Below are 24,930 nucleotides of genomic sequence, written 5' to 3'. Positions count from 1 at the left end.
ACGATGACCCGCAAGAAACGCATTCCCCTCAACGCCCTGATCGGCATCGTCATCGTCGGCCTGATCGTGGCCGCGGCGCTCATCAGCCTCGCGTGGACGCCGCACGATCCGCTGCGCATCAACTTCGGCTCGCGCCTGAAGCTGCCGGGCGGCGCCTACCTGCTGGGCACCGACGAATTCGGCCGCGACGAGCTCTCGCGCCTCATGGCCGGCGCCGCCACCAGCGTGTGGATCGCCGTGCTCACGGTGACTTTCTCCATCGTGGTGGGCAGCATCGTCGGCGTGCTGACGGGCTTTTTGCGCGGCTGGACCGACCGCATCGTGATGGCCTTCAACAACGCCCTGCTGGCGTTCCCGGGCCTCTTGCTGGCGCTGGGGCTGCTCGCGGTGGTGGGCGCGAACCAGTACGGCATCGTGCTCGCGCTCGGCCTGGCCTACACGCCGTCGGTGACGCGCATCGTGCGCGGCACGGTGCTGTCGCTGCGCGAGAAGGAGTTCATCGAATCCTCGCGCGTGCTCGGCAACTCCGAGCTCTACACGATGGTGCGCCACGTGCTGCCCAACTGCACCGCGCCGCTCACGGTGCTGGCCACCTCGATGTTCGGCTGGGTCATATTGGCCGAGAGCGCGCTCTCGTTCCTCGGCCTGGGCGTGCCGCCGCCGGCGCCCACGTGGGGCAACATGCTCGCCTCGGCCCGCCCGTTCATGGCGCAGGCCAGCTACCTCTCCATTCTTCCGGGCCTGTGCATCGCGCTGACGCTGCTGGGCATCAACCTGCTGGGCGACGCGGTGCGCGACTGGCTCGACCCACGCATGAAGGGCGTGCAATGACGACCACCACGAACACCCCACTGGTCAGCGTGCAGGGCCTGACGCTCGCCGTGGGCCTCGGCGGCCGCGAGATCGTGCGCAACGTGTCCTTCGACATCGCGCCGGGCGAGATGGTCGGCATCGTCGGCGAATCGGGCAGCGGCAAGACGCAGGCCGCGCGCGCCCTCATGGGCCTCACGCCGCCGCCGCTGGTGCGCACGGCCGGCCGCATCCTTTTCGAAGGCGAAGACCTGGCGCTCGCCAAGCCATCGCGGCTGCGCGAGCTGCGCGGCGCGCGCGTGGGCATGGTGTTCCAGGAGCCGATGACCTCGCTGAATCCGTCGATGACCATCGGCAGGCAGCTGGGCGAAGCGCTCGCGCTGCACCGCCGCGACCTCTCGCAGTCCGCGCGCGACGCACGCATTCTCGACATGCTGGCGCGCGTCGGCATCCGCGACCCCAAGGGTGCGCTCGCGGCCTGGCCGCACGAGTTCTCGGGCGGCATGCGCCAGCGGATGATGCTGGCCTCGGTGATGCTGCTGGAGCCCGCACTGCTGATTGCGGACGAACCCACCACCGCGCTGGACGCCGTGGTGCAGCGCGACGTGCTGGAGCTGATGGTCGGCCTCACGCGCGAGCATCGGACGGCCGTGCTGATGATCAGCCACGACCTGCCGATGGTCGCGCGCTTCACGCAGCGCATGGTCGTGATGCGGCATGGCGAAGTGAAGGAAACCGGCAACACCGACGACCTGCTCGAACATCCGAAGCACCAATACACCCGCGAGCTGCTGCAGGCCATGCCGCGCCGCCTGCCCGCGCGCGAGGTGGTGGACGATGCGCCCGTCGTCCAGGTGCGCAACCTGGTCATCGACTACCCCGGCCACCGCCGGCTGTTCGCCAAGGCGGTGCCCAAGCGCGCGCTGCACGGCATCGATCTCGTGGTGCGGCCGCGCGAAGTGGTCGCGGTCGTCGGCGGCTCGGGTTCGGGCAAGACCACGCTGGGCCGCGCCATTGCCGGGCTGCTGAAGCCGAGCGGCGGCGAGATCCTTTTTCGCGGCCGCTCCATCGCACGCTCGGACGCGGGCTGGCTCGACTACCGGCTGCAATGCCAGATGGTGTTCCAGGACCCGTACGCCTCGCTCGATCCGCGCATGACCATCGGCCAGCTCGTGGGCGAAGGGCTGCGGCTGGTCAAGGGCATGTCTTCTGCCGACAAGGCCAAGCGCGTGGCCGAGGTGCTCGACGAAGTCGGGCTCGGCACGGCCTATTCGCCGCGCCATGCGCACGAGCTCTCCGGCGGCCAGCGGCAGCGCGTGGCGATTGCGCGGGCGCTCGTGCGCCGGCCCGCGTTCGTGATCGCCGATGAGCCCGTGTCGGCCCTGGACGTGACGGTTCGCGCGCAGGTGCTCGAACTGTTCGCGCAGCTGCAGAAACGCCACGGCTTCTCGTGCCTGTTCATCAGCCACGACCTGGGCGTGGTCGAGCAGGTGGCCGACCGCGTGATCGTGATGCAGGACGGCCGCATCGTCGAACAAGGCTCGCGCGACACCGTGTTCGATGCGCCGCAGCAGGACTACACGCGCAAGCTGCTCTCGGCCATTCCGGCGCTGGAGCCGACCGATACCGGCGGCGTGCGGCTGCGCTGGCGCTTCGGCGCCGAAGCCGCCCTCGCCTGACCGCCCATCTTTTCTTGATCGCAGGAGTTCCCCCATGCCTCGTCCCCTCTTCCGACTCGCAGCCCTCGCCGGCGCCGGCCTCGCATGCGCCACGGCACTGGCCCAGACCACCGTGACGGTCGCCCAGCCGGCCGACATCCGCTCCACCAACCCCGGCGTGAACCGCGACAACACCACCGACGGCATCGTGCTCAACATGGTCGAGGGGCTGGTGGGCTACAGGCAGGACGGCAGCGTGGGCCCGCTGCTCGCGCAGTCGGTCGATGTCTCCAAGGACGGCCTCACCTACACCTTCAAGTTGCGCCGGGGCGTGAAGTTCCACAACGACGCGCCGCTCACCTCGGCCGATGTCGCCTGGAGCTGGAAGCGCTACATGGACCCCAAGACCGACTGGCGCTGCCTGAGCGAATACGACGGGCGCGGCGGCCTGAAGGTGGTCGAGACCTCGACGCCCGACGACGCCACCTTCGTGATGAAGATCAACCGCCCCTCGGCCGTATTCCTGGACACGCTGGCGCGCGCGGACTGCGGCATGACCGCCGTGCTGCACAAGAGCTCGGTCAAGGCCGACGGCAGCTGGGACAAGCCCGTGGGCACCGGCCCCTTCAAGTTCGGCGAATGGAAGCGCGGCGAATACGTCACGGTGACGGCCTTCAAGGGCTACACCTCGTCGCCGGGCGCCACCAAGGCCGACGGTTACGTGGGCCTGAAGGCGCCGCTGGTGGACACGGTGCGCTTCCTGGTCGTGCCCGATGCGGCCACCGCCGCGGCGGGCCTGAAGTCCGGCGCCATCGACGCGGGACAGATCACCTCCAGCGACGCGCAGGAACTCAAGACCGACCGCAACCTCGTCGTGCAGGCACCCACCGAGGCCGTGAAGAACACCTTGCTGTTCCAGACGCGCGACCCGCTGCTCAAGAACGTGAAGCTGCGCCAGGCGATCGCGGCCTCGCTGGACATGGAGCAGATCGTGGCCGCCGCCTCCGAGGGCCTGGGCTCGGTCAACAACTCGGCGATCCACAAGGGCTCGGCCTTCTACGGCGCGGCCGAGAAGAAGGGCTACCACTACGACCCCGCGCTGGCCGCGAAGCTCTTGCGCGAGGCCGGCTACAAGAACGAGAAGATCACCATCCAGACCAACAAGCGCGCCCACGTGCCCAGCTACACGGTGGCGGTGCTGGCGCAGGCCATGATGCAGTCGGTGGGCATCAACGCGCAGATCGAGGTGCTCGAATGGGCCACGCAGCTGGACCGCTACAACAGCGGCAACTACCAGATGAGCTCGTTCAGCTACTCCTCGCGCCTGGACCCGTCGCTGAGCTTCGAGCAGTTCTCGGGCCCCAAGGACAAGCAGGCGCGCAAGGTCTGGGAAGACCCGCAGGCCCTGAAGCTGCTGGACGAGAGCTTCACCGAGACCGATCGGGCCAAGCGGCAGGCGCTGTTCGACCAGCTCCACGCGCTGATGATCCAGCAGGTGCCGATGGTCATGCTGTTCAACGGCATCGACGCCTGGGGCGTGCGCAAGCGCCTCAATGGCTTCTCGGTGTGGGAAGGCAAGCCGCGGCTGTGGGGCGTGTCGGTGGCCGCGGCTAAAGCGGGCTGAGCCCCGCCTCGGGCGGCTTCGCGAGCGACGCGACCATGGCCAGGATGGTGTCGCCGAAGCCGCCGCGGGCGCGTGCATCGGTTCTGGCACTGGTCGTCACGCGCGGCCCCGCGCTCCATGCGATGCGGGCGCCGGCGGCCTGCAGCGCCTCGACCAGCGCCACGTCTTCGCTGCAGGCGAGCGGCTGGAAACCGCCCACGCGGCAGTAGGCCTCGGCCGATACCCCCAGGTTGGCGCCGTGGATGTGCCGGTGGCCATCGGCATCGACATAGTGCCGCGCGAAATGCGCCTGCACCGCGCTGCCTTCCAGACCGCAGACGCCCCAGTCTTCCACGCCGATAGAGCCGCAGACGACGTCGGCGTCCTCGGCCAGCTGCTTCACGAGCCAGTCCGGCGAGACGAGCGTGTCGGCATCGGTGAAGGCGAGCCAGCGCGCGCCGCTGGCGATGAACAGCTCCGCACCGCGGGCCCGTGCGATGCCGACGTTGCGGGCATCGAGCGCGACGCCGACCACCGGGTACTGCGCGACCACGGCGTCCGTCGAATCGCTGCAGCTGTCGAGCACCACCGCCACGCCGACCGGCTCGCCCAGCAGCGCCGGATGCGCCGCCGCACGCAGCACCGCCTGGAGCGCCGCGCCGATCCGCTCGGCCTCGTTGTGCGCGGGAATGACGACGCCGATCACCGGATGCCCTCGCGTTCGGCCACCGAGCGGCTGTCGCGCGTCCAGACCTGCAGCACGAAATCGTCCTCTTCATGCAGCGCCAGCCGGGCAAGCCCGAGCGCGGCGAGCGCGCCGTGCACGTCCTTCGTGGACAGGCTGCGCTGCGCGAAATCGGGACGCCAGTCGCAGGCGACGAGCGTGCCGTCGGCCTCCAGCGTTTCTTCGCAGCACCGGGCCAGGCGTTGCATGTCGTTGCGGTCGAGAAAGTAGCCCAGTTCGCTCAGCACGATGAGGTCGAAGCGGCCGTCCTCGCGCGGCCAGTCGGCGGGCAGCACGTGCCGGGCGACGCGCACGTTGGCGCGGCCTTCGGTGCGCTTGCGCGCGATCTCCACGGCGTGCGTCGAGAAATCGCTCGCCAGCAACTGGTCGCAGCGGTGCGAGAGCGCCAGCGTGAGTTCGCCGATGCCGCAGCCCGGTTCGTACACCCGGCGGTAGCGCGCCTGCGGCAAGGCGGCCAGCAGCAATGCCCGCTTGCGCGCCTCGTACCAGCGCTGGCGCAGCGCATAGGGGTCTTCGCTGGCCGAATAGAGCGCATCGAAATAGGGCCGCTGGTCATTGCTGGTGTTGTTGGTACTCACAGGAAGATCACCTCGAAGGGACGCGCCGCGCGCTGGACGGTGGTGGCGCGAAGCACCGGCCCGGAGCCGGTGGATGCATCGCGCCGCAATTGGCTGGTGAACGCCTTGACCGCCGCGCGCTTGCGCCGCACGGCCTCTTCGCTGAGCGGCAGCCGGAAGGCGTGCTGCCAGGGCATGCGCACGTCGCCGGGGCGTGACCAATGCCAGCCCCACACGGGCACTTCCGCCAGCCGCGCGCCGGTGCTCGCGGCGGCCAGCGCGCAGGCCTCGCCGGTCGCCTCGTGATCGGGGTGGCCATCGCGGCGCCAGGTGGTGAACACCACATCGCCGGGCCGCAGCAATGAAACCAGCCGCGCCGCGAGCACGGCGCGCAGCGCTTTCAGGCCGCCATCGGGCAAGCCCAGGCGGATGGGCTCGATGGCCAGGCCCAGGCACTGCAGCGCCTTCAGGCTCTCGCGCGGCCGGGTGCGTGCGAGACGTTCGACGGGCCATTCGGTCGAACCCCGGTGGCTGGCGGTGCCGTCGGTGACCGCGATCACCTCGACGGCCCGGCCGCACGCGGCCAGTTGCGCGAGCAGGCCGCCGACCGAGAGCACCTCGTCGTCGGGGTGCGGCGCGACGACCACGGCGCGGGCGTTCTTCGGGACCAGGTCCTGCGGAGCGATGACGGGCAGGCGTGCAAGACCGGGCCAGCGGCTCCACTCGGCCTCGGTCGTGCCTTCTCCGCGGATTGCGCGTTGCGCTACAGCGTCCATGACGACGGCTCCTCTTGCTCGTTCGCGGCGAATTGGCCGAGCGCGGCGAGGTCGCGCTCGGCATGGCTCTGGCGCAGGAACACCGGCAGGTCCGCCATTGCGCGGGCAAAGCGCGGGTCGCGGCACAGCGGACCGGCACCGACCGCGCGGCCGGCGTGGTGCATCACCTCGTTGGCGGCCTGCTCGACGGCCAGGCGGGCGCGCAAGGCGACGCGTTGCGCGTTGTCCTCGGGATGGCGATCGATCCAGGCGGCGGCTTCGCGCAACTGCGCCGCCGCGGCGGTCAGGGCCACGTCGATGGCGCCCAGGTGCGCGAGGCGGTGGGCGTCGGGCTTGGGCCCCCTGCGCTGCCAGACCCCGCGCGCAATGCCGAGCGCGCCGCCGAACCAGCAGGCCGCGATGCCGGCGCCGCCCTGCCAGAAGCCGGCACGGTTCACGTAGTCGCCGGGCCGGCCGATCTGCGTGGCCACCGCGCGGTTGAACCGCACGTCGACGCTGCCGCTCGCGGCCATGCCGACGGCGTGCCAGCCGTTTTCAGTCACCCAGACAGTGGGCTGGTCCATCGCAACGGCGGCGAGGCAGGGCTCGCCAGCCGCGTTCCAGCAGCTGACGACGGCGTGCGACACGCTCGCAGCGCCCGAGCACCAGGCCTTGGTGCCGGTCAGGCGGACGCGGCGGCCTTCTTCGGCGTGGAGCGTGACGCGCGCATCGGGCGGCTCCGCACACCATGTGCCCCAGGATGCGCCTGCCGGGGTGTCCGGGGCGCCGCCGAGTTCGGCCAGGATCGCGAGCGCATCGGTGTGTCCTTCGAACAGCTTCACCAGCGAGAGGTCGTGCGCTGCCACTTCGGCCAGCACCCGCCAGCGCGACAGGGTCTGGCCGGCACCGGGTCGCGCGAGCGCATCGATGTGCGCATCGACCAGATGCTTCAGCGCCAGGTCACCGCCGTGGCGAAGCTGCAACTGCAGGAGGGCATCGTCGGGGACGCGTTGAAGCATGGGGATGTGGCCGCGTGAATCGAAAGAAAAAGAAACTTCGAGCCAAGGTAGGCAAGCCATGCAACGCGAATCGTCGGTGGGCGGCTTTCCACCGTGTAGGAGGAACTGCGGAACCCCGCCATGGCCGCGCGCAGCCCCACGCAACCACACGCGCGGCATGACCGACGCCCGGGGTCGGCCTCCTCCCACATGGCATGGCCCACAGCGGGAAGAGAAAGAAGTTTTTCACCCCCCGACGTCTACCCCCACAAGGAGCCCCGATGACAAAGCCCAGCACCATCGACACCCGCGACGACACGAACGAACGCGACGAGAGCGACACCACGCAACCCTCGGCGCACAACAAGGCCGGCCACCAGCAACCCACCTCCCGCAACGAACCGCGCCGCACGCCCGAGAGCCGCCACGACCGCGAAAGCCACGTGGGGGGCGGCAACCAGATCCAGTCCCGCCGAAGCGGGGGGACGCGATGACGCCCGCGGATTTCTCGCGCTGCATCGCACTGTGCGATGCCTGCGCGCTCGCGTGCAACCGCTGCGCCGCCGCGTGCATCGGCGAAGCATCGGACGCGATGACGCGCTGCATCGGCCTGGACCTGGATTGCGCCGCCATCTGCACCACTGCCGCGGGTGCCATGGCGCGAAACAGCGAGAACGCCGGCCTCATCTGCGGGCTGTGCGCCGATATCTGCCAGCTCTGCGGCAACGAATGCGCGACGCACGACATGGACCACTGCCAGCGCTGCGCCGAAGCCTGTAGGCAATGCGAGGCCGAATGCCGCCGCATGGCGACTGCCTGACGACGACAGCCTCGGCTGCCGACGGCGCGCGATGGTCTACCGGCGCGTGGGCACCGCTCAACTCCCGCCGCCGCCCTCGCGCAAGCGCCCGAGACCCAGCTTCTCCATCGCCTCGTGCGCCTCCACCACCATCAACGCCACTTCCGCCACCGTGACCCGCAGCGTGGTGGCGCGCGTGCGCATGTGTTCGTAGGCCTTGGCCTCGGTCAGTGCCTGCGTCTCGGCCAGCATGCGAACGGCCTTCTCGATCTGCCGGCGCGACTTGATCGTCTCTTCGAGCTTGCTGACTTTGCTCTGCAGCCGTTCCTGGTAGCCGCGCGACGAACGCGCGAGCACCAGCGTGCTCAGCACGCCCGACGAACGGAATGGCCGGGTCAGCACGCCGTGCGCGCTGGTGTCCAGCAGCAGCTTCAGCGTGGTCGGGCTCTCGTAGTCGGACAGTGCGATCAGCGTCGCCTCCACCGCGCTGGCGCACCAGCTGGTGCTGTCCTGCAGCTCTTGCGAGACCTGGAAGAAGATCACGTCGCACCCGGTGGGCGGCGCAGGGGGAAAGGGCCAGATGATCTTGAGCCGGCAGCCGATTCGCTTGAGCTGGTCGAGAAGGATGTCGCGGTCTTCGCCGGGCGGATACACCACCGCGACGCAGATGCTGCGCAGGTCATCGTAGAGGCGACGCAGGCTGCTCATCGGGCAACCTCCGCCTTCGGTTGCGGTGTTCGACGTGGAGCGGCCCGATGGCTCATGGCGTCAGCTCAGCCAGAACTCGGAAAAACCGAAGGTCGACAGGTACGGGTCGGGCTTGACCGGGCCCGCCCCCTCCCACAGCAGGTCGAACTGCCCGTCGCTGCGGCACACGCCGATGCGGGGGGTGAGGAAGGTGTGGTTGTTCTCGGCATCGATGGACAGCGGCCCCTCGGGCGACTCGAAGCGCACCGTGCGCACCGCGTTGACGAGCTTGCGCGTGTCCAGGCTGCCGCTGCGCTCCAGCGCCCGCGCGAACAGGTGGACCTGGCTGTAGGCCGCCGCGGACCACATGCTGGTGGGCCGGTCGCCGTAACGCTTGCGCCAGAGCGCGCTGAAGCGGTCGTTGTGCTCGTTCTTCAGCGAGCTGAAATAGGTGGCCGAGGTGATGTGGCCCGCGCAGGCCTGGGCGCCGGTCATGCGGACCTCTTCCTCCACCATCGACAGGCTGGCGATGGGCATGCGCTGCGGATCGAGCCCGTGCTCGCGGTAGATCTGGTACAGGCGCCGGGCCGACTGGCCGACGATGGTGCAGAAGATGACGTCGGGCTGCGCGTCGGCGATGTCGCGCATGACGTCCTGCAGCTGCGTCTCGGAGGCCTCCAGCGGCACGTAGACCTCGTCCAGGATCTCGCCGCCGTGCTGCTCGACCATCTCGCGCATCACGCGGTTCGACTCGCGCGGAAAGATGTAGTCGGCGCCGATGAGAAAGAAGCGCCGGCCCCGGTTCTTCAGCAGGTAGGCCGCCAGTTGCGCGCTGTTCTGGTTGGGCACCGCGCCGGTGTAGATGACGTTGGACGAGTATTCGAAGCCTTCGTAGAAGGAGCAATACCAAAGGAGCGCGTTGTTGCGCTCGATCACCGGCAGCACGGCCTTGCGGCTGGACGAGCGCGAGCAGCCGAAGATCACGTTGACCTCGTCCTCCAGCAGGAGCCGGGTCGCGAGCCGCCGGTATTCGTCGGCATCGCCCTTGGGGTCGTAGGCCACCGGCAGCAGCGGGCGGTCGAGCACGCCGCCGAGGCCGTTGATTTCCTCGATGGCCAGCACGGTCCCGAAAAAATGCTCCGACTCGGTCACGCCGGTCGCGCCCGAGCGCGAGTGCAGCACGCCGATGCGCCAGCCGTCTTCGGCCGGGGCGGGTTTGTCAGTGGTCATCGGCTTTCTCCATCGTCATTCAGGAAGGCACCAGCAGAATCCGTGCCTTCGTACCCCTCTCTCTGTCCATCTTCGGCACCCCGGGTTCAAAGTCAAACCCTCAGGTGGTCGAAAACGGATGCCGCGGCACCCGCGGCCTTGGCGTTGCCCTCGTCGACCAGCTCGCCCTGCTTGAGCACCACGTAGCGGTCTGCCACCTGGAGCGCGAACGGCACGTTCTGCTCCACGACCAGCATCGCGGTGCCGCGCCGGGCGCGTTCGTCCAGCAGCGCGCGGGCCAGCCGGTCGATGACCGAGGGCTGCAGCCCTTCGGTGATCTCGTCCAGCAGGATCATCGCGGGCCGCATCATCAGGGCGCGGGCGAGCAGCAGCATTTTCTGCTCGCCGCCCGACAGCGTGCCGGCGTCCTGCTTCAGCCGGGCCTTGAAGACCGGGAACAGCGGCTCGATGTCCGCAAAGCGCTCGTCGAACACCGACTCTTTCGCCAGGCCGAGCCGCAGGTTGTCGCGGATGCTCAGGTCGGCGAACAGCGCCTGCTCCTGCGCCGCATAGGCGATGCCCTGGCGCGCGATGCGGTGCGGCGGCTGCCGCGTGATGTCGTGTCCGTTCAGGTGGACGTGGCCGCCCTTCTTGGGCAGGTAGCCCATCACGGTCTTGAGCAGCGTGCTCTTGCCCATGCCGTTCTTGCCCAGGAGCGCCACGGCCTCGCCGGCCGCGACGTCCAGCGACAAACCGCGCAGCACCACGGAGGCCCCGTAGCCGCTGCTCAGGCGCTCCAGCCGCAGTGCCTGCCGGCTTTTTTCTTCGCTCATGCGGCCTCCTGCGGTGCATGCGCACTGCCGGCGTAGATGGTCTTCACAAGCGGCGAATTCACCACCTCCTCGAAGCTGCCCTGCATCACGATGGTTCCCTGGTGCAGCACCACGATGCGCGTGGCGATCTGTTCGACGAAATCGAGATCGTGTTCCACCAGCAGGCAGCACAGGCCATGCCGGTGTGCGAGCGACGAGAGCACGTCGCCGATCTGCGCGCGCTCGGCCTGGGTCAGGCCCGCGGTCGGCTCGTCGAGCAGCACGATGCGCGGCGCCAGCGCCAGCACCATCGCGAGTTCGAGCGCCTGCTGCTCGCCGTGCGAGAGATCGCGCGCGACGGTGGCCAGCTTGGCGTCCAGCCCGGTGGCGCGCACCACGTCCAGCGCATAGGCCGGCAGGCGCAGCGCGGCATCCTGGCGCACCAGCGAGGGCTTCTCCAGCAGGGTGCCCGCGATGCGAAGGCACTGCGCCACCGTCAGCGACTCGAAGATGTTGGCGTTCTGGAACTTGCGCCCGAGGCCGAAACGCACGCAGGCCTCGGGCGGCAGGTCGCGGACGTCGTGGCCGCACAGCCGCACGGTGCCGGCGCTGCGCTCGGCCCCATCGCTCATGCAGCGCATCAATGTGGTCTTGCCCGCGCCGTTCGGCCCGATCAGCCCGACCAGTTCGCCGGCGCGCGCTTCCAGGTCGATGCCCTGCAGCACCTTGAGCGCACCGTAGTGCTTGGCCACCTGCTGCATGGACAGGGCCGGCACGGTTGCCTGTGCGGCCGCGCTCCTGGCCTCGCGCACTTCGAGCACCGGAAGGCGCGCGGCGATGCGGCCCAGCCCGAAGGGCTTGAGCAGGAGCGGCACCAGCCCCTGGGGCAGCAGCACGATGACCCCCACGAAGGCCACCCCGACGATCAGCTGCCAGGCGAACGGCATGCTGCCGCTCAGGTAGGCGGTGGCCACGTTGATCAGCACCGCGCCGATCAGCGGTCCCCAGAGCGTGCCCCGCCCGCCCAGCGCGACCCAGATGATCAGCTCGGTGCCCAGCGCGAAGCCGGTGAGCTCGGGCGCCACCACGCCGCTGAACGCGCCGTAGCCGAAGCCCGCGACGCCCGCGACCATCGCCATGACGGTGAGCAGCGCGATCTTGACCGCTGCGGTCGGAATGCCCAGGTAGGTGCAGCGCGATTCGTTGTCGCGAATGGCGGCCAGCACGCGCCCGGCATCGCTGCGCACCAGCAGCCAGCCCAGGAGGCCGAACAGCACGAGCATGCCGCCGGCCACCCAGTACCAGGCCTCGATCGAGAGGTCGAAGCTCTCGTAGCCGGTCAGGCCCGAGCTGGAGCCCGTCCACTGGCCACCCGACAGCAGCAGTTGCGTCAGCACGATCGGCAGCACCAGCGAGATGACCGTCGCGAAGAACGGCGAGGCGCCCCGGTAGAACGACAGCCAGCCCACCAGCGCCCCGACCGCCGCGCTGACGGCGATGGCGGCGCCCAGCGCCAGCAGCGCCGTCGAGACGCTGAAACCGCTGTGCGTGAACACCAGCCCCGCCGCATACGCGCCGATGCCGAAGAAGGCCGACTGGCCGAAGCTCAGGTAGCCGGTGTAGCCCCACAGCACATCGACCGTGATCGCGGCGATGGCGAAGAAGAAGGCCTTCACCAGGATGTTGAGCAGGTAGGTGTCGAACACCCAGGGGCCGGCCACGATGAGCGCCAGGCCGATGCCGCCCAGCACCGAGAGCCCGCGCCCCGAATGCAGCGTGGCGCGCAGCGAAGAAGGCGCCGCGGCAGCCATTGCCATGCGCTCAGCCACGGGCAAACCCCTTCGGACGGATGCGCAGCGTGACCGCCGCGAGCACCGCGATGGTCAGCCCGCCGAGCACCGGGTTGGCATACGTGCTCACCAGCACCTGGCAGGCCCCGAACACCACGCAGGTCAGCAGCAGGCTGGCCATCGAATGGCCCGACACCATGACCAGCATGAAGGCGCTCACCAGCCAGGGCAGCCCCATGTTCGGATCGACGCTGGACAGCGGCGTGATCATCGTGCCCGCCAGCGTGCCCAATCCCGCACCCAGGCTGAAGGTGATGAAGCGCACGCGCCCCGCATGGATGCCCAGGCCGCTGGCCAGCGCCTCGTTCATGATCACCGCGCGCGTCCGGATGCCGAAGCGCGTGCCGTTCAGCAGCGCGGTGAGCAGCAGGCACAGCGCGACGGCCACCGGCACCAGCAGCAGGCGATAGGCCGAATAGTCCACGCCGCCGATCGACCAGGTGCCCGCGAGCGGGGCGTCGACGAACTGCACCTCGCGCCCGAACGCCATCACGACGAGTTGCCCGATGACGATGCCCAGCCCCCAGGTCGCCAGGATGGCGTCGAGCGGACGCTTGTAGAGCGGCTTCACGATCAGCCACTCCACCGCCATGCCCGCCACCACGCCGACCGCCAGCGCCAGAGGCCAGCTCAGCCATGGATCCAGCTTCAACTGGGTCACCACGTAGCTCGCATAGCCGCCCAGCGTGAGCAGCGCGCCGTGGGCGAAATTGACGATCTTCATGACCCCGAAGATCATCATCAGCCCGGCGGTGACGATGAAGAGCATCGCGGCGGTCGTGAGCAAATCCAGCAACAGCACCATGTAGCGGCCTTTGTGTGTCTCTGTGTCTGCGACGTTATTTCAGGTTCGGGCACTGGGCACCGGGATCGACGCTCGCGAAGGTCTCCAGGATCCTGATCGATCCGTCCGCCTGCACTTGGCCCAGGCGCATCGACAGCGGCGTGTGGCGGCTCTTGTTCATCGACACCGCACCGCGCGGGCCGGTGAACGACACCTCGCCCAGCGCCTTGACCACCTTGGCCGCATCGGTCGAGCCGGCCTTTTCGACTGCGGCCTTGTAGAGGAAGAAGGCCTCGTACTGCGGCTCCGACAATTCGTTGGGCGTCTTCAGGTCGGCGCCGAACTTCTTCTTCATCGCATCGAGGAATTTTTTGTTCTCGGGGATGTCGATGCCCGTGAGGTACGAAGCCGACATGTACATGCCGCTGGCCACGTCGCCCATGGTCTTTGCCGTGCCCTCGTCGATCGCCAGGTTGCCGTAGGGCAGCGCGAGGCCCGCGCCCTTGAGCTGCTTGGCCAGCGAGACGTTGGGCGCGCCGCCCGCGGTGGCGCTGACGAGCGCATCGGGCTTGGCGGCGCGCAGCTTGGAGATCACCGAGGTCCAGTCGCTGCCGTCGATCGGCAGGTATTCCTCGCCCACCACCTTGCCGCCCTTCTGCTCGATGTACTTGCGGGTGAAGTCGAGCATGCCGCGGCCGAAGGCGTAGTCGTTGCCGACCAGGAAGAAGGTCTTGGCGCCCTTGCTCTTCTGGAAGTAGTCGACCACCGGCGCGACCTGCTGCTCGGGCACCCAGCCGTTCACGTACATCCAGTTGTTGCACGAGCGCCCCTCGTAGAACGAGGTGTAGATGTAGGGCACCTTGCCCTTGCTCACCACCGGCAGCGCCGCATTGCGCGCCGCGCTGTTTTCCATGGCGATGATGGCCGCCACCTTCTTCTGGAACACCAGCGTGTCGAAGGCCTTCTGCGCGCCGACGGCGCCGGAGGCGTCGTCCACGATCTCCAGCTCGACCTGGCGCCCGAGGATGCCGCCGGCGGCATTGATCTCGTCCACGGCCAGCTGCGACGACTGCACCGCGGCCGGCGCCACGACGCTGTTGGCGCCCGACAGGCCCACCGCCACGCCGATGCGCAAAGGGTCGGCGGCCTGGGCGTGGGCGGCCAGCAAGGCGGCGGCCGTCATGGCGCCGAAGCGCAGGAGGGAAGCGATCTTCATGTTCAAGGTCCTCTCGGGGTCGATGGAAAAGTGTCTGGGGGAGTGACAGCGGAAAAAAACAGATTCAGTGCCGCGGAAGCGGCCAGCCGGTGCCCAGCATGGGGTCGTAGATGTCGTCGCGGCGGTCGCGCAGCACGTCGTTGAACGCGTTCAGGTGGCGCGCCTGGCGCGATGCCTTGAGGTTGATGCGGGCATAGAGAATTTCCTCGCCATCGTGCGAGGCGGGCCCCGCCAGCGGCCAGCCCTGCGCGCCCACGATCACGCTCTGCCCGACGAAGGGCTGGCCGCGCTCGGTGCCCGTGCGGTTGGCGCAGACGATGTTCATGCCGTTGCTGTGGGCGCTGGCCATGGCCAGCGTGGTGGCCATGGCCGGGCGGTCCGCGGGCTGCTCGGGCATGGGCACCCAATTGGTGGGCATGCAGACGATGTCGACGCCCTGCATCGCGAGCAGGCGATAGGCCTCGGGGAACCAGCCGTCGTAGCAGATCATCACGCCCAGCCGGCCGAGTTCGGTGTGGAACACCGGCAGCCCCTTGTTCCCCGGCTCGAAGAACAGGTGTTCGTCGCCCCAGAGGTGCAGCTTGCGGTAGGTGCCGAGCCAGCCGCGCGGACCGAGCACCGCGGCCGCGTTGTAGAGGCGGTCGTCCTCGCGCTCGGCGATGCCCGCGACCACGTGCACGTTGCAGCGCCGGGCCGCATCGGCCCAGGCCTGCGTGCTCGGCCCGCCCGGCACCGGCTCGGCCAGCGCGAAGGCCTCGGCGCGGCTGGCGAACACGTAGCCGCTGTTGGCCAGTTCGGGCAGCACCACGATCGATGCGCCCTGCGCGGCGGCCTGCTCGATCAATTGCACCGACCTCGCGACGTTGGCCGCCGTGTGGCCCACGTGCGGCTCCATCTGCACGCTCGCCACGACGAGGTCGGGAAAACCCAAGCCTTCTTCCTGCACTGTCATTCAAGCTCCAAAAAGCAAAAAGCCCTCGACCCCGCTTGCGCGTTGTTCGAGGGCTTTCATAGCCGGTATGTGAAGCAGCGATGTTGCTGCCCGACGCGCACTCAATGGCGAGTGCTGTCGTGGGGTCGGAGATTAGAAGAAGGTATTCGCGGTGTCAATTGGAATTTTCTACAGCGCGCAGAAAGCACGATGGCTCGCGCTCGCCGTGCCCGCACTCACCGTGCAAGCGATGCGCCCGTGTGCTGTCCCGGGCGCCTGCGGGACGGCGTGCGCAGCGTGATCGAATAACGCAAGGCTTCGGTCGGCGCAATGGCGTGCTGCCAGGCCCAGCGCGCCGGACCGCGCAGGAGATAGATCGAGCGCGGCTCGATCAGGAACTGCACGTTGCCCGCGTCGGAGCGCGACGCGCCATCCGGCCGGTACGGCCGGAACTGCATCACCGCGTCGTTGCACAGCGAGACGCCCACGATCTCCTGGAAATCGGGCACGTCGCGGTGCCAGCCGAGCGGCGTGCCGGGCTGGTATTCGGCGATCAGCACGTGGGTGAGTTCTTCGGACGCAACGCCCAGCCATGCCGCCGCCCTCGCCCGCAGCGGATGCAGCGCCTCGGGCAGCGGCGCGCCGGGCTTGAGGCGGTTCGTGTCGAAGTCGTAGCTGCCGCCGAAGCCGATGCCGCGGCGGCGCGCGGTGTATTCCTTGTAGCGCATCTCCTTGAGCGGCAAGGCCTGCACGATGCGCAAGAGCCCGGCCTCTTCGTCCCTCGACAGGAATTCGCGCTCGTAGCGCAGGCCCTCGATGACGGCCGTGGGCGTTCCGCCGAACAGGTCGTCCTGTCCGGCGTGTTCGAGGCGTCTAGCGGCGCGCATCGTCGGCCCTCTTCTCTTGCCCCACCTGCACATGCCACCAGCGCGGCAGCAGCTCGCGGATCTCCGTTCGTGCAAAACGATCGTCCAGCAGATGCAGCACGCCGCGGTCTTCCTCGGTGCGGATCACGCGCCCGGCCGCCTGCACCACCTTCTGCAGGCCGGGATAGAGATAGGTGTACTCGTAGCCCTTGCCGAAGCGCGACTGCATGCGCTCGCGCGTGATCTCGTTGAGCGCGTTGTACTGCGGCAGTCCCAGGCTCGCGACGAAGGCGCCGACCAGGCGGCTGCCCGGCAGGTCGATGCCCTCGCCGAACGCGCCGCCGAGCACGGCGAAGCCGATGCCCCGGCCGCCCTCCTCGAAGCGCGCGATGAAGCCGTGGCGGTCGGCTTCGAGCATGCCGCGCGTCTGCGTCCACACGGGCACGCCGGGGTGCCGCGCCGAGAAGGCGGCGCGCGCGTTCTCCAGGTACTCGAAGCTGCTGAAGAAGGCCAGGTAGTTGCCGGGCATGCGCTCGAACTGGGCGCCGATGATGCCCGCCACGTTGCCGAGCGATCCGGCGCGATCGCGAAAGCGTGTGGAGACATCCATCGCCACTTCCACGCGCAACTGCTGGCTGCTGAAGGGCGAGGCCACGTCGAGCAGCGCGGTGTCCGGCGGCAGGCCGAGTGCATCACGGTAGAAAGCGAACGGCGAGAGCGTGCCCGAGAAGCAGGTGACCGACACCGCATCCGCGAAGCGGCCTTCCAGGAACGGCGCGGGCACGAGGTTGCGGATGGCCAGGGTGCGGTCTTGCTGCGCGAGGCCGAGCGTGCGCTCGAACACCGAGTGGTCGTCGAACACCTCGGCGAGCCGGGCGAAGTGCAGCGCATCGAAGAAGAAGCGTTGCAGCGGACCCTGCGCCGCCTCGGGCTTGGCGGCGAAGTACTCGGCCATGGCCGTGTTGGCGGCCTGCAGTGCGCGCACGAAGCGCTCGGGAATCTCGTCGGCGGTTTCGTAGTTGTCGGTCTGCGATTGCTGCACGGTGTCCCACTCGCGGAAGAGCCGCGCGAGCGGGCCGCGCACCGGTGCGGGCGCGATGCGGTGCGCCTCTTCGAGCGCCCCGCCCTCCAGCTGCGCGGTGTACATGCCGCGCGCGCGCTCCAGCAGGTTGTGCGCTTCGTCCACGAGCACGGCGACGCGCCAGCCGGCGTCCTTCATGGTGGCGAAGAGGAAGGCGCTGCCGTCGAAGTAGTAGTTGTAGTCGCCCACGATCACGTCGCTCCAGTGGGCCATTTCCTGCGCGAGGAAATAGGGGCACACCGTGTGCCGCAGCGCGACCTGCCGCAGCGCCTGCCGGTCGAGCCAACGGACCTCTGCGGCTTCTGCGCGGGCGGCGGGCAGGCGGTCGTAGAAGCCCTTGGCGAGCGGGCACGAGTCGCCGTTGCAGGCGCGGTCGGGGTACTCGCAGACCTTCTCGCGCGCCGCGAGTTCGAGCACGCGCGGCTGCGCGCCGTCCGCTGCGCAGCCTTTGCCCAGCACCCGCAGCGCATCGAGCGCCACCGGGCGGCCGGAGGTCTTGGCGGTGAGGAAGAAGACCTTGTCCAGCTTCCCCGCCGCGCGGGCCTTGAAGAGCGGAAAGATGGTGGCCAGCGTCTTGCCGATGCCCGTGGGCGCCTGCGCCATGAGGCAGCGCCCGCCGGCGGCGGCGCGGTAGACGGCTTCGGCCAGTTCGCGCTGGCCGGTGCGAAAGGCCTGGTGCGGGAACGCGAGCTGCGCCAGCGTCCGGTCGAGCGCGCCGTGGTGGTCGGCTTCCTGTTGCGCCCACGCGGCGTAGCGATCGCACAGCGACTCGAAGTGCTCGCGCAGCGCGTCCCACGTGTGGCGTTCTTCGAGCACGGTTTCCTCGCCGGTGGCCAGGTCCAGGTAGACGAGCGCGACCGTCATCTGCGCATGCCCATGCTGCTCGCACAGCATCCAGCCGTAGGTGCGGGCCTGCGCCCAGTGCAGCGCGCGGTGGTTGCCGCGGATGGCGTCGAAGTCGCCGCGGAAGGTCTTGATTTCTTCCACGCGGGGTTCGCCGGGCTCGTAGCCATCGGCGCGGCCGCGAACGCGCAGCGCGCCGTGCCGGGATTCGAGCGACACCTCGCTCTGGTAGCTGCCGCCGCGCCGCCCCTGCACGAGCGCATGGCCGGCCATGCCTTCGAGCGCGCTGGGCGCGGGCACGAAGCGCAGGTCCAGGTCGCCCGCCTTCGCGCCGAAGGCGCAAAGCGCCTTGACGGAAACAACGTAAGCAGCGGGGGCCCGTTCGGGCGGAGTGGAGGAAGCCGGGGCCATCTCTCGGATCACTGTATGAAACTACAGTATAGCGAGCGACAAGGTGTTGCCGTTGAGGTTCAATCGACGGTCTCGGGGTCTTCTCCGACAGGACGACCCTCCCTTTTCGGCAAAACTTGACAAGTTTTGCTTACAAATGTGCCGATGAAAACTCCCTCCGCCATCGATCCCCACGACTTCGACCGTCTGCTCAGTCGCAACCTCAAGCTCCCGCTGCTGGGGGGACTGTTCGGCGCCGTGGTGTTCGTCGGGCTCATCCTGTTCCTGCTCTCGACCATCAGCTGGGTGGAGCACACCGACCGGGTCACCCGCTCGGCCAGCGAGCTGCAGCGCCGCAGCATCGACATGGAGACCGGCCTGCGCGGCTTCCTGCTCACCGGCGAAGAAAGCTTCCTGGAGCCCTACCAGAGCGCCCTGCCACGCCTGAAACCCGACACCGATGCGCTGCGCAAACTGGTGTCGGACAACCCGCAGCAGGTGGAACGCATCGACCGCATCGCCGGCCTGCAGGAAGCCTGGAACGACTTCGCCCGCGACATGATTGCCGCCCGCCGCGCCGGCGGCGACATCCAGGCCATCGTGCGCCTGGGCCGCGGCAAGCGGCTGACCGACGACATGCGCGCCGAATACACCGCGTTCATGGACACCGAGCAGGCCCTGCGCTTCCAGCGCAACAACGACGCCAACCGCACCAGCTGGTGGACGGTGGGCCTGTTCCTTTTCTTCACGCTGACGCTGACCGGGCTCATCGCCTACTTCGGCCGCCGCCAGCTGGTGCGGCTGTCGGACAGCTACGACGTCGTGCTCAAGGAGCAGGCGGCGCATTCGCAGCGGTTGTCCGAAGAGGCCTGGCTGCGCGGCGCGCAGACCGAGCTGGTGGGCGAACTGGTCGGCGAGCTGAGCGCGCCCGACATGGGCCGCAAGATCCTGGCCTTCTTCTCACGGCACCTGGGCAGCAGCGTCGGCGCGATGTATGTGCGGGAGCGCCACGGGCCGCTCCGCCGGGCCGCGAGCTACGGGTTCTCGGCCGATGCGGAGGCCTCGCCGCAGGTCTTCTCGCCCACCGAGAGCCTGGTGGGCCAGGCTGCGGCCGAGCGGCGCCGCATGCTGATCGACCCGATCGATGCCAGCTACCTGAAGGTCAACTCGGGCCTCGGCGCCATGGCACCCACTACCGTGCTGCTGATGCCGGTGATGAGCGACGGCGCGGTCAACGGCGTGGTCGAGCTCGGCCTGCCCGGCGCGCCCGACGAGCGCGCGAGCCAGCTGCTGGAGGTGGTGTGCGACGACATCGGCACCTCGCTCGCCGCCGCGCGCTACCGGGAGCAACTGCAGGACGTGCTGGCCGAGACCCAGCAGCTCAACGAGGAACTGCAGGTGCAGCAGGAAGAACTGCGCACCGCCAACGAAGAGCTCGAAGAGCAGTCGCGCGCGCTGCGCGCCTCGCAGGCCATGCTGGAGAACCAGCAGGCCGAGCTGGAGCAGACCAACAGCCAGCTTTCCGAGCGCACCGAGGCGCTGGACCAGCGCAATACGGCCCTGCGCCGCGTGCAGCGCGACCTGGAAGACCGCGCCGACGAACTGCAGCGCGCGAGCCGCTACAAGTCGGAGTTCCTCGCGAACATGTCGCACGAACTGCGCACGCCGCTCAACAGCGCGCTGATCCTGGCCAAGCTGCTGGGCGACAACCCGCAGGGCAACCTCACGCTGGAGCAGGTGAAGTTCGCCGAGTCGATCTATTCGTCGGGCAACGACCTCCTGGTGCTGATCAACGACATCCTGGACATCGCCAAGGTCGAGGCGGGCAAGCTCGAGGTGGTGCCCGAGGACGTGTCGCTCGCACGGCTCGCCCAGAGCCTGGAGAGCACCTTCAGCCCGCTCGCGATGCAAAAGAGCCTCGGCTTCCGGCTCGACGTGCAGCCCGGTGCGCCGGCCTCGCTGGTCACCGACCGGCAGCGGGTCGAGCAGATCCTGAAGAACCTGCTCTCGAACGCGCTGAAGTTCACCGACAAGGGCGAGGTGGCGCTGGCGGTGTCCGCCACGGCCGATGGCGGCGCGGCCTTTGCGGTGTCCGATTCGGGCATCGGCATCGACCCGCAACAGCACGAGCTGATCTTCGAGGCCTTCCGCCAGGCCGACGGCACCACCAGCCGGCGCTATGGGGGCACGGGGCTGGGCCTGTCGATCTCGCGCGACCTCACGCACCTCCTGGGCGGCACGCTCACCGTGCGGAGCGAGCCCGGCAAGGGCAGCACCTTCACCCTGTATCTGCCGGCGCTGGCGCCCCAGGCCTCTGCGCAGCAGGCCACGGCCCCCCGCAGCGTGCCGACCTATGTGCCGGGCAGCCGGAGCCCCGCCGCCGCCGTGCCGCTGGCCCCCGCGCCGAAGGCCGTGGTGCCGGCGCCGCAGTTCGACGACGACCGCGCGATCCCGCGCGACCAGGTGCGCCGCGTGCTGGTGATCGAGGACGAGCCGCAGTTCGCGCACATCCTCTACGACCTGGCGCACGAACTGGGCTACCGGTGCCTGGTGGCGCACGGCGCGGCCGACGGCTTCGAGCTGGCCACGCAGTTCGTGCCCGATGCGATCCTGCTGGACATGCGCCTGCCCGACAGCACCGGCCTGGACGTGCTGCAGAAGCTGAAGGACTCGCCGCACACGCGCCACATCCCCATCCACGTGGTCTCGGCCGCCGACAACGCGCAGGCCGCCGCGCTGCACATGGGCGCCATCGGCTTTGCGCTGAAGCCGGCCACGCGCGACGAACTGATGAAGGTGTTCGGCCGGCTCGAGGACAAGCTCACCCAGAAGGTCAAGGTCGTGCTGCTGGTGGAAGACGACGCGCTGCAGCGCGAAGCCGTGATCAAGCTGATCGGCGACGACGACATCGAGATCGTCGCCGTCGGCTCCGGCGAGGAGGCGCTGGAACTGCTGCGCACCCGCGTCTTCGACTGCATGATCACCGACCTCAGACTGCCGGACATGCAGGGCAGCGAACTGCTCAAGGCGATGGCGGCCGAAGAGATCGTGTCGTTCCCGCCGGTCATCGTCTACACCGGGCGCAACCTCACGCGCGACGAGGAAACCGAGCTGCAGCGCTACTCGCGCTCGATCATCATCAAGGGCGCCCGTTCGCCCGAGCGGCTGCTGGACGAGGTGACGCTGTTCCTGCACAAGGTGGAGGCCTCGCTCTCCACCGAGCGCCAGGGCATGCTGAAGACCGCGCGCGGACGCGACCGCATCTTCGAGGGCCGCACCATCCTCCTGGTGGACGACGACGTGCGCAACATCTTCGCCCTGACGAGTGCGCTGGAGCAGCGCGGCGCGGCGGTCGAGATCGGCCGCAACGGCCGCGAGGCGCTGGAGAAACTCGACCAGGTGCACGACATCGACCTGGTGCTGATGGACGTGATGATGCCGGAGATGGACGGCCTGGAAGCCACGCGGCGCCTGCGCGCCGACCCGCGCTTCGAGAAGATGCCGGTGATCGCCATCACCGCCAAGGCCATGAAGGACGACCGCGACCAGTGCCTGGCCGCCGGCGCCAACGACTACCTGGCCAAGCCGGTCGACCTGGAGCGGCTGTTCTCGCTGCTGCGCGTGTGGATGCCCAAGATGGAGCGCCTGTGACCGAAAAGCCGCCCTCGCCCCTGCAACCCCTGAGCGACACCGAGATCGAGCTGCGCCTGCTGATGGAGGCCATCTACCTGAAGTACAGCTACGACTTTCGCAACTACACGACGGCCTCGCAGAAGCGCCGCGTGCTCTATGCGCTGGACCAGCTCGGGCTGCCCAGCATCTCGGCGCTGCAGGAAAAGGTGCTGCGCGATGCGGGGCTCTTCGGGCGGCTGCTGCAGTTCTTGACGATCCCGGTGAGCGAGATGTTCCGCGACCCGTCGTACTTCCTCGCGCTGCGCGAGCACGTGGTGCCGATCCTGCACACCTACCCTTCGGTCAAGGTGTGGGTGGCGGGCTGCAGCACGGGAGAAGAGGTGTTCTCGCTCGCGATCCTGTTGCGCGAAGAAGGGCTCCTGGAGCGCACGCAGATCTACGCGACCGACATCAACCCGGCCTCGCTGGAGAAGGCGCGCCTGGGCATCTTTCCGCTGGAGGCGATTCGCGGCTACACCACCAACTACCAGCGCGCGGGCGGCCGGAGTGCCTTCTCGGACTACTACACCGCCGCGTATGACGCGGCGCGCTTCGACCCCACGCTGTGCGCCGACGTGATCTTCGCGGACCACAGCCTGGCCACCGACGCCGTGTTCGCCGAGACGCAGCTGGTGTCCTGCCGCAACGTGCTCATCTACTTCAACCGGCTGCTGCAGGACCGCGCGCTCGGGCTCTTTCACGAGTCGCTGTCGCACCGCGGCTTTCTGGGCCTCGGGTCGAAGGAGAGCATCGATTTCTCCGCGTACGCGGACCGCTTTGCGCCCCATGCCCGCGCCGAGCGCATCTACCGCAAGGCGACATGACCGAGCCGCTCAAGCCCCTGTCCCCTGCCCGCCCCTACACCCGCAAGCGCGTGGACGCCATCGTGCTCGGCGCCTCGGCCGGCGGCATCGATGCGCTGCTGTCGTTGCTGGCGGACCTGCCCGCGAGCTGGCGCATCCCGATGGCGGTGGTGCTGCACCTGCCCGAGAACCACGACAGCCACCTGGCCGAGATCTTCGCGCTGCGCCTGCCGATCACCGTGCGCGAGGCGGCCGACAAGATGCCGCTGGCCGCCGGCAGCCTGTACTTCGCGCCGCCCGGCTATCACCTGTCGATCGAGCGCGAGCGCTGCTTCTCGCTCAGCTGCGAGGCGCCGGTGCTGTTCTCGCGGCCCTCCATCGACGTGTTGATGGCCTCGGCCGCCGACGCCTACGGCCCCGCGCTGGCCGGATTTCTGCTGACCGGCGCCAACGACGACGGCGCCGAAGGCCTGTACCGCATCCACCTGGCCGGCGGGCTCACCGCCGTGCAGGACCCCAAAGAAGCCCTGATTCCCATCATGCCCAACGCCGCCATCGCGCGACACGCCCCCGACCACGTGCTACCGCTGCGCGAGCTTCGCGCCCTGCTCCTGCAACTGGAGGCCGCCCATGCCCATTGACGTCCAAAGCAAGCTGCTGATCGTCGATGACCTGCCGGAAAACCTGCTGGCACTCGAGGCGCTGATCCGCGCGCCGGACCGCGTCGTGTACCGCGCGGGCTCCGCCGAGGCGGCGCTCTCGCTGCTGCTGGAGCATGAATTCGCGCTCGCCATCGTCGACGTGCAGATGCCCGGCATGAACGGCTTCGAGCTGGCCGAGATGATGCGCGGCACCGAGCGCACGCGGCACATCCCGATCATCTTCGTGAGCGCCGCGGGGCGCGAGCTGAACTACGCCTTCCAGGGCTACGAGAGCGGCGCGGTCGACTTCCTGCACAAGCCGCTCGATCCGCACGCGGTGGTCAGCAAGGTGAACGTGTTCGTCGACCTGTACCAGCACCGAAAGGCGCTGCGCCACGAGATGGAACTGCTCGCCGCCGCGCACCGCAAGCAAGAGGAACTGGTGCAGCAGCTGCAGCACACCCAGCACGAGCTGGAGCGCGCGGTGCGCATGCGCGACGACTTCATGTCGATGGTCTCGCACGAGCTGCGCACGCCGCTCAACACGCTGTACCTGGAGGCGCAGCTGCGCCAACTGCATCTCTCCAAGGGCAACCTGGCCAACTTCTCGCCCGAGCGGCTGCCCGCGATGATCGAGCGCGACCAGCGGCAGATCCGCAACATGGTGCGGCTGATCGACGACATGCTCGACGTGACGCGCATGCGGCGCGATGCACTGTCGATCCAGACCAAGCCGGTCGACCTGGCGGTGCTCGCCCGCGCCGTGGTCGAGAACCTGCGGCAGCAGGCCGAGGCCGCGGGCTCGGCGATCACGCTCGAGGCGCCGGCCGAACTGCGCGGCGTGTGGGACGAGTTCCGCATCGAACAGGTGCTCACCAACCTCCTGACCAACGCGCTGCGCTACGGCGGCGGCAAGCCGGTCGAGATGGTGGTTGAGCAGGCCGGCAGCACGGCGCGCGTGCGCGTGCGGGACAACGGCATCGGCATTGCGCCCGAAGACCAGGGGCGCATCTTCGAGCAGTTCGAGCGCACCGAGCACAGCCGCCAGCATGCGGCGGGCCTGGGCCTCGGGCTCTACATCACGCGCAAGATCGTGGACCTGCACGCCGGACAGATCGGCGTGGAAAGCGCAGCCGGCCAGGGCGCGCGCTTCACTGTCGAGCTGCCGCTGCACAGCGATGCCGCGGCCCCGGGCCCGGCCGCGTAGGAACACCCCTACG

General features: G+C 69.0%; 22 protein-coding genes. 9 read left to right on the top strand and 13 right to left on the bottom strand.

Annotated features, from left to right (window positions below):
* The first annotated feature begins 3 nt into the window (after positions 1–3).
* The 3 genes from BM133_RS06750 to BM133_RS06740 are packed head-to-tail and all read left to right on the top strand — an operon-like array spanning position 4 to position 4,092.
* Entirely contained in the window at positions 4–831 is an 828-nt protein-coding gene (locus BM133_RS06750) for an ABC transporter permease (protein WP_093435102.1), read from the top strand.
* Positions 828–2,489 (top strand): ABC transporter ATP-binding protein, encoded by a 1,662-nt coding sequence (locus tag BM133_RS06745; RefSeq protein WP_093432515.1) that lies wholly within the window; start codon positions 828–830, stop codon positions 2,487–2,489. Before BM133_RS06750 ends, BM133_RS06745 begins: the two co-directional genes overlap by 4 nt.
* 34 nt (positions 2,490–2,523) lie before the next feature.
* On the top strand, positions 2,524–4,092 hold the full coding sequence (locus BM133_RS06740; RefSeq protein WP_093432513.1) for an ABC transporter substrate-binding protein: 1,569 nt from the start codon (positions 2,524–2,526) through the stop codon (positions 4,090–4,092).
* Here BM133_RS06740 and BM133_RS06735 read toward each other — a convergent pair.
* From BM133_RS06735 to BM133_RS06720, 4 genes are read right to left on the bottom strand one after another with little or no spacing between them, the layout of a single operon-like run.
* Entirely contained in the window at positions 4,079–4,777 is a 699-nt protein-coding gene (locus BM133_RS06735; RefSeq protein ID WP_093432511.1) for a glycosyltransferase family 2 protein, read from the bottom strand. The two genes, BM133_RS06740 and BM133_RS06735, sit on opposite strands and share 14 nt — an antisense overlap.
* Positions 4,774–5,394, bottom strand: a complete 621-nt coding sequence (locus BM133_RS06730) for a class I SAM-dependent methyltransferase (protein ID WP_093432509.1) — start codon at positions 5,392–5,394, stop codon at positions 4,774–4,776. Before BM133_RS06730 ends, BM133_RS06735 begins: the two co-directional genes overlap by 4 nt.
* On the bottom strand, positions 5,391–6,149 hold the full coding sequence (locus BM133_RS06725; protein ID WP_093432507.1) for a PIG-L deacetylase family protein: 759 nt from the start codon (positions 6,147–6,149) through the stop codon (positions 5,391–5,393). Before BM133_RS06725 ends, BM133_RS06730 begins: the two co-directional genes overlap by 4 nt.
* Entirely contained in the window at positions 6,137–7,147 is a 1,011-nt protein-coding gene (locus BM133_RS06720) for an acyl-CoA dehydrogenase family protein (RefSeq protein ID WP_093432505.1), read from the bottom strand. Before BM133_RS06720 ends, BM133_RS06725 begins: the two co-directional genes overlap by 13 nt.
* Positions 7,148–7,407: 260 nt before the next feature.
* On the opposite strand from BM133_RS06720, the gene BM133_RS06715 reads away from it, so the two are divergent.
* Positions 7,408–7,620, top strand: coding sequence for a hypothetical protein (locus BM133_RS06715; protein ID WP_256219071.1), 213 nt, complete (start codon positions 7,408–7,410; stop codon positions 7,618–7,620).
* Positions 7,617–7,946: a four-helix bundle copper-binding protein gene (locus BM133_RS06710; RefSeq protein WP_093432504.1), complete on the top strand. Its 330-nt coding sequence runs from the start codon at positions 7,617–7,619 to the stop codon at positions 7,944–7,946. The genes BM133_RS06715 and BM133_RS06710 overlap by 4 nt, the downstream gene beginning before the upstream one ends.
* Positions 7,947–8,003: 57 nt before the next feature.
* Here BM133_RS06710 and BM133_RS06705 read toward each other — a convergent pair whose 3' ends face one another.
* The 9 genes from BM133_RS06705 to BM133_RS06665 all read right to left on the bottom strand — a co-directional run bounded on the left by BM133_RS06705 (position 8,004) and on the right by BM133_RS06665 (position 18,615).
* Positions 8,004–8,633: an ANTAR domain-containing response regulator gene (locus BM133_RS06705; protein ID WP_093432502.1), complete on the bottom strand. Its 630-nt coding sequence runs from the start codon at positions 8,631–8,633 to the stop codon at positions 8,004–8,006.
* Positions 8,634–8,693: 60 nt separating this feature from the next.
* Positions 8,694–9,842 (bottom strand): transporter substrate-binding domain-containing protein, encoded by a 1,149-nt coding sequence (locus BM133_RS06700; protein ID WP_093432500.1) that lies wholly within the window; start codon positions 9,840–9,842, stop codon positions 8,694–8,696.
* Between the two features lie 92 nt (positions 9,843–9,934).
* Complete coding sequence (locus BM133_RS06695) at positions 9,935–10,654, bottom strand: branched-chain amino acid ABC transporter ATP-binding protein (RefSeq protein WP_093432498.1); 720 nt, start codon at positions 10,652–10,654, stop codon at positions 9,935–9,937.
* Positions 10,651–12,444, bottom strand: a complete 1,794-nt coding sequence (locus BM133_RS06690; protein ID WP_256219195.1) for a branched-chain amino acid ABC transporter ATP-binding protein/permease — start codon at positions 12,442–12,444, stop codon at positions 10,651–10,653. Before BM133_RS06690 ends, BM133_RS06695 begins: the two co-directional genes overlap by 4 nt.
* A gap of 10 nt (positions 12,445–12,454) precedes the next feature.
* Positions 12,455–13,288: a branched-chain amino acid ABC transporter permease gene (locus tag BM133_RS06685; RefSeq protein WP_093432494.1), complete on the bottom strand. Its 834-nt coding sequence runs from the start codon at positions 13,286–13,288 to the stop codon at positions 12,455–12,457.
* Positions 13,289–13,322: 34 nt separating this feature from the next.
* On the bottom strand, positions 13,323–14,450 hold the full coding sequence (locus tag BM133_RS06680) for a substrate-binding protein (RefSeq protein WP_256219194.1): 1,128 nt from the start codon (positions 14,448–14,450) through the stop codon (positions 13,323–13,325).
* 97 nt (positions 14,451–14,547) lie between these two features.
* A complete protein-coding gene (locus tag BM133_RS06675; protein WP_256219070.1) occupies positions 14,548–15,435 on the bottom strand; it encodes a nitrilase family protein in 888 nt (295 codons plus the stop codon).
* A gap of 215 nt (positions 15,436–15,650) precedes the next feature.
* Positions 15,651–16,301, bottom strand: a complete 651-nt coding sequence (locus BM133_RS06670) for an alpha-ketoglutarate-dependent dioxygenase AlkB (protein ID WP_093432491.1) — start codon at positions 16,299–16,301, stop codon at positions 15,651–15,653.
* Positions 16,288–18,615, bottom strand: coding sequence for an ATP-dependent DNA helicase (locus tag BM133_RS06665; protein WP_093432489.1), 2,328 nt, complete (start codon positions 18,613–18,615; stop codon positions 16,288–16,290). The genes BM133_RS06670 and BM133_RS06665 overlap by 14 nt, the downstream gene beginning before the upstream one ends.
* Before the next feature lie 144 nt (positions 18,616–18,759).
* Here BM133_RS06665 and BM133_RS06660 point away from each other — a divergent pair, with 144 nt between their 5' ends.
* The 4 genes from BM133_RS06660 (at position 18,760) to BM133_RS06645 (ending at position 24,917) form a co-directional block, all read left to right on the top strand.
* On the top strand, positions 18,760–22,245 hold the full coding sequence (locus BM133_RS06660; RefSeq protein ID WP_093432487.1) for a response regulator: 3,486 nt from the start codon (positions 18,760–18,762) through the stop codon (positions 22,243–22,245).
* A gap of 62 nt (positions 22,246–22,307) precedes the next feature.
* Positions 22,308–23,090, top strand: a complete 783-nt coding sequence (locus BM133_RS06655; RefSeq protein WP_177224827.1) for a CheR family methyltransferase — start codon at positions 22,308–22,310, stop codon at positions 23,088–23,090.
* Positions 23,087–23,710 carry a chemotaxis protein CheB gene (locus tag BM133_RS06650; protein WP_093432485.1) on the top strand — a complete coding sequence of 208 codons (624 nt, stop codon included), beginning with the start codon at positions 23,087–23,089 and terminating at the stop codon, positions 23,708–23,710. Before BM133_RS06655 ends, BM133_RS06650 begins: the two co-directional genes overlap by 4 nt.
* The gene (locus tag BM133_RS06645) at positions 23,700–24,917 is read left to right on the top strand and encodes a hybrid sensor histidine kinase/response regulator (RefSeq protein WP_093432483.1); all 1,218 of its coding nucleotides are present in this window, start codon (positions 23,700–23,702) and stop codon (positions 24,915–24,917) included. The genes BM133_RS06650 and BM133_RS06645 overlap by 11 nt, the downstream gene beginning before the upstream one ends.
* Positions 24,918–24,930 lie beyond the last annotated feature (13 nt).

Origin of the sequence: Variovorax sp. 770b2, assembly GCF_900115685.1 — a bacterium.
Lineage (GTDB): Bacteria > Pseudomonadota > Gammaproteobacteria > Burkholderiales > Burkholderiaceae_C > Variovorax.
Note: the sequence above shows the minus strand (reverse complement) of the source record. Positions and strands in the feature narration are given on the sequence as shown.